6 protein-coding genes are annotated in these 5091 nt (G+C 64.4%); 1 reads left to right on the plus strand and 5 read right to left on the minus strand.

The window, feature by feature from the left end; genetic code table 11:
* The 3 genes from VGE27_RS01340 to VGE27_RS01350 form a co-directional block, all read right to left on the minus strand.
* Positions 1–310 (minus strand): amidase family protein (locus VGE27_RS01340; RefSeq protein WP_331047826.1); only part of this gene is annotated, 310 nt, incomplete at its 3' end.
* Positions 307–513, minus strand: coding sequence for a hypothetical protein (locus VGE27_RS01345; RefSeq protein WP_331047827.1), 207 nt, complete (start codon positions 511–513; stop codon positions 307–309). The genes VGE27_RS01345 and VGE27_RS01340, both read right to left, overlap by 4 nt.
* A gap of 9 nt (positions 514–522) precedes the next feature.
* Entirely contained in the window at positions 523–1986 is a 1464-nt protein-coding gene (locus tag VGE27_RS01350) for a cation:proton antiporter (protein WP_331047828.1), read from the minus strand.
* 201 nt (positions 1987–2187) lie between these two features.
* On the opposite strand from VGE27_RS01350, the gene VGE27_RS01355 reads away from it, so the two are divergent.
* Positions 2188–3369, plus strand: a complete 1182-nt coding sequence (locus tag VGE27_RS01355; protein WP_331047829.1) for a hypothetical protein — start codon at positions 2188–2190, stop codon at positions 3367–3369.
* A 14-nt stretch (positions 3370–3383) separates the two neighbouring features.
* On the opposite strand, the gene VGE27_RS01360 is transcribed toward VGE27_RS01355, so the two are convergent.
* Together VGE27_RS01360 and VGE27_RS01365 are read right to left on the minus strand one after the other, a co-directional pair.
* Positions 3384–4673 carry an APC family permease gene (locus VGE27_RS01360; protein WP_331047830.1) on the minus strand — a complete coding sequence of 430 codons (1290 nt, stop codon included), beginning with the start codon at positions 4671–4673 and terminating at the stop codon, positions 3384–3386.
* A 19-nt stretch (positions 4674–4692) separates the two neighbouring features.
* Positions 4693–5091, minus strand: a 399-nt coding sequence (locus VGE27_RS01365) for a sodium/proton-translocating pyrophosphatase (RefSeq protein ID WP_331047831.1), incomplete at its 5' end; no start/stop codon positions are given.

Below are 5091 nucleotides of genomic sequence, written 5' to 3' on the forward strand. Positions count from 1 at the left end.
CCGGATTGATCGGCGTGCCGTAGTGCGCGTTCTCGCCGGTGAGACTGAACGTCATCTCCTCGGTGTGGGTCTTGCCCACCATCGTGGCGCCGGCAGCCAGCAGTCGCGTCAGAACGGGCGTGTGTGCAACTGCTGGTTCGTGTGTGCGCAACCAGTCAGGGCTACCGAAGCCCGTGCGATGCCCAGCCACATCGAAATTGTCCTTGAGCCCGAACGTCAGTCCGTCGAGGTCACCACGGCCCGTGGGCTCCAGCGCCACATGCGTGTGCCGACAGAACGCCTGCAGGGTGTCACGATCGAGGATGCTCATGGGCGCGAATCGGGATGATCGGTGGCGCTGTTCGCCACCTCATTTGTTGCCGAGTCCTTCTTCTTGCGATCCCGCGTCAGCGCCAGCAACACCACCGACCCGAACATCATCGACGTGCGAATGAACAACGCGAGCAGAAACAGCAGGAACAGGACGATGAGTCCCTGCGCGACGATGTTGCCCCACGAGCCGGCATTTTCCATGACGACAGATCAGTGCTGTTGGGCCATGCGGCCATCACCGTCGGCCGGCAACAACGATGGCGACAGCGACGGCGCGCGCACCAGCGAAAGCAGCGGTGCCGTCATCACCGTGGTCACCAGGGCCATCACGACCATCATGGCAAAGAGCGCCGGCGAGATCACGCCCAGGTCGAGGCCCATGTGCAGGACCACCAGTTCCATGAGACCGCGTGTGTTCATCAGCACACCGAGTGCGCTGGCATCGCGCCACGACTGACCGCTCAGGCGCGCTGCGAACGCGGTACCGCCGATCTTGCCGCTCACGGCCACCACGAGCACCGCCACCGTGATCAGCAGTCCGTCGCCAGCCGCAATGAGATCAAAGCGCGTGCGCAGGCCGGTGTAGGCGAAGAACAGCGGCAGCAGCAGAATCACCAGCAGGTCGCTGAGCTGGTGCGCCACGGCCTCCGTAAAGCCATTGGCACGCGGCATTACCACGCCCGCCAGGAACGCGCCGAACAGCGCGTGAATGCCCAACCACTCCGTCACCAGTGCCGATGCCAGCACCGTCACGATGACGACGCCCATGCTCCCCGCGCCCACACGACCATTGGCGAACGGACGCTCGGCCAGACGTGCCAGCATCGGCCGCATGACCTTGAGCATGAGGATCACGAACAGCAGCGAACCGCCCAGTGTGAACAGCAGCGTGCTGCCAACGCCCTGTGCACGCACCAGCGCGACCACGGCCGCGAGCAAACACCACGCCGTGACGTCATCCACCGCGGCGCAGGCGATGGCCAGTCCACCGAGCGGTGTCCTGGTGAGCCCCTTGTCCTCGAGAATGCGGGCCAGCACCGGAAATGCGGTGACACTCATGGCCGCACCCACGAACAACGCGAACGGCGCGAACGGCACATCGGGCGGTGCCACCTTGGGATACAACCAGATGGCGAGCACCACACCCATCGTGAACGGCGCGGCGATGCTGGCATGGCTGGCAATCACGGCCGCGCCGGCCTGTCGGCGCAGCGACGTAAGATCGAGGTGCAATCCCACGAGGAACAGGAACATCAGCACGCCGAGTTGGCTCAGCGCACTCAAGAATCCGAGACTGTCGGCCGGAAAGAGCGTGCCACTCACCTCGGGCAGCAGAGCGCCAAGGATGGACGGCCCAAGGAGGATCCCGGCCAGCATTTCACCAATCACACTGGGCTGACCGATGCGTTCGAGCAGGTAGCCGGTCGCGCGCGCGGCGATCAGCACCACCAGCAGCTGAGCAACCAGCAGGCCCACCTTCACGCTGGCGGCGGCGGACGCCTTGGCCGGCGCGACGCTCGGTGCCAACTCCGCGGCGGCAGCCGGCAGCGTGCCCGTCAGCGCATCGAGGGCGCTCCGCCGCTCAGGACCAAACCACAGCACCAGCGCCAGCACAATGGCTGGAACGCCAACGAGCAGCAGGTAGTGCAGGGGTGATACGCGCGATGTGGACATCCGGGATCTATGACGTTCGTGCAGTCTGCGTACCAACAATCTAACGACGAGCGGTAGAGCCTCGAATCGCGTGACTCGGGCTGGTTTTGGGGGCCGGGCGTGTGCAATGTGGTGGGAGTGGCGTCCGTGTCGTCTATCACCTCCTTGTCCAATATCGACGTGATTGCCCACTCCAGAATGTTCAGTCGGCCATGGTGGATCATGCTGGCGACTCTGACCCCCACCGTGGCGGTTCAATCGCTGCGTGCACAGGTCACCCGTCCCGCTCCAACAGGAACAGTGGTGCGCCATACCGCAGGGACATTGGTGCCTGCGCTATGGACTGCCGACACGCCAGCCACCCCGCTCGGCCGCGGTCGCGAAGATGGGTCTTTTCTCTTCGCAGATGTCATAGGTCTCGCCTTTCTCGACGACGATCGTCTGTTGGTCGCCGACGGGCAGTCCAGTGAACTGCGAGTCTTCTCGCTGCGCGAGCAACGTCATCTCTCGACGATCGCCAAGAAGGGCCAGGGCCCCGGCGAGATCGAAGATCTCTGGAGTCTTTGGCGCACACCTAACGGTATCGTGGCCGAGGACGCGGCGGGCAAAGCCTCACTGTTCCACTCCGACGGGCGTTTTGTGCGCGTGATGCCACGAGTGAATGCTGGCGCGGCGCAACGCGCTGATCGCATCGGGATGGTGAACGACACGCTGGCTGTGGTGCGTTTGGTGGATCGGGTACCTGAGATGAAGGTCGGAGAGGAACGTGTGATCTCCATGGGTCTCGCTCTCGCGTCCGGAGCAACGCCACAAACCGTAGTTCGCTATCCCGAGCGCCAGGTGGTACGCCGAACCGAGGGACGGCCGCGCGCGAACGTGTTTGGTGCTACGACCATTGCTGCGGTGGCGAAGGACCGGCTCTGTGTCGGTCATCCCGATCGCTACATCATTGATTGCTACAGTGTAGTTGGTCGGCATCTGCACCGCATCGAACGAACCGCGATGCCTTCGGTGCGTGTGACCGAGCAGAGGCGTGCTGACTATTTCGCCGGTGAAGCTGCGGCCAATCCCGGCCCGCGTGGCGCAGCCTATGTGGCACAACTGCGGTCGGCTGTGCGCTTTGCGGCCACCGTGCCGATGTTCGGCGAATTCATTGGGGCTTCGAACGGGGATCTTTGGGTGGGCCCATACATTCCCGCTGGACCGCTGCCTGCCAAGCGGACCTTTCTCGAGCGTTCGACGACGTGGTCGGTATTCAGCCCCACGGGACAGTGGAAAGCCGATGTGCAACTGCCGGCCCGCTTTCAGCTATTGGCCATCGACGGCAATCGCCTGGCCGGTGTGGCTCGCACGGTGGAGGACGTGGAGCAAGTCGTCATACTGCAACTCAAAGCTCCACGCTGACTCCACCGCGGCGACTACGATCTTCTCGCTCGCGTTGCCACCACAAAGAAGCCCGTCGCCACACCCAATGTGGCCAGCAAAACCACCCACTCGGCCTGGGTAATGCTCGTCAGCAGCCACGCGATCAGTGCGATGGTCACGAACGGAATGAGCGGACCACCCGGCACGGCAAACGGCACTGCGCCTTCCTGACGAATACCACGGCGCCGCAGCATGATCGTGGCCGCCGCGCAGCCCGCGTACAGCAACAGCGCCGCGAGGTTGGAGATCACGGCCAGCGCCTCGAACGAATTGAACACGGCCAGTGTCGCAACGAGCGTGGTCTGCAGCAGGATCGCCACATGCGGTGTGCGCCACGTGGGGTGAATAGAGCCCACCACCTTCGGCAGCAGACCGTCTTCCGCGAAACGATACAGCGCGCGTGGCACGGCCAGCGTCATGCCGCTCACATAGCCGAACATCGAGATCGACGCGCCGATCAGCAGCAGCAGTCGCCCCGGCGTGCCGAGGAACGATTCCGCAGCAAACGCCAGCGGTGCGGCCGTGCTGGTGGCGAGGCCTTCGCCGAGCAGTCCCGCGGCCACGAGATGCACGGCGAGGTACAGCAGCGTCACGCCGATCATCGCGATGGCCAGTGCACGCGGCACCGTGCGCGCCGGATCCTTCACTTCGCCACTTGGCACCAGCGCCGTTTCCACGCCGCTGAACGCGAACACCAGCACGATGGCCGCACGCGCCATGCTCGACGCACTGGGCATTTCGCGCACCGCGATGTTGTCGGGCTGAATGAAGAACACGCCGATGGCCACGAACGCGATCAGTGGCAGCAGTTTCGCGACGCTCGCCACCATAATCAGCTTGGTGCCCTGTTCCACACCACGCATGTTGATGGCGGCCAGCACCATGAACATCGCGATGATCACCGGCACACGCAGTCCCTCTACGCCGAACAGCGCGCCCAATCCCTCGGCAAACGCTGATGACACACCGGCCACCGCCGTGGTGCCCAGCATCCACAGCAGCACGCCGGCGAGGAAACCGACGTAGCGGCCGAACACCGCCTCCACGTACGCGTACGGGCCACCGGTCAGCGTGATGCGACTGCCCGCCTCGGCGAAACAGAGCACCACGCAGCCCATCACGGCCGCGCAGATCAGATAGACAAAGGGTGCCGCAGGACCTGCGGCAGCAGCGGCACTGGCTGGCAGGCGGAAGATGCCGCCGCCCACCGTGACGTTGAAAATGCTCGCGGCGAGGCCCCAAACGCCAACCGCGCGGACGAGTTCTCGTCCGCGCGGCGACATGGTGCTCGAAGAATCTTGATCAGGCACGTGACAGGATCGGGATGAGCAACAGTGCCACGATGTTGATGATCTTGATCAGCGGGTTGATGGCCGGGCCGGCCGTATCCTTGTACGGATCACCCACCGTATCACCCGTGACGGCGGCCTTGTGGGCATCGGAACCCTTGCCGCCGTGGTTGCCTTCTTCGATGTACTTCTTGGCGTTGTCCCACGCGCCACCACCGGTGCACATCGAGATGGCCACGAACAGGCCCGTCACGATCGTGCCCATCAGCAGACCGCCGAGGGCCGCGCCGCCGAGCAGCAAGCCCACCAGCGCCGGCACCACCAGCGGCAACAGCGACGGCAGCATCATTTCACGGATGGCCGCCTTGGTGAGCAGGTCCACCGCGCGATCGTACTGCGGCTTCTGCGTGCC

Origin of the sequence: Gemmatimonas sp., assembly GCF_036405635.1 — a bacterium.
Taxonomy (GTDB): Bacteria; Gemmatimonadota; Gemmatimonadetes; order Gemmatimonadales; family Gemmatimonadaceae; genus Gemmatimonas.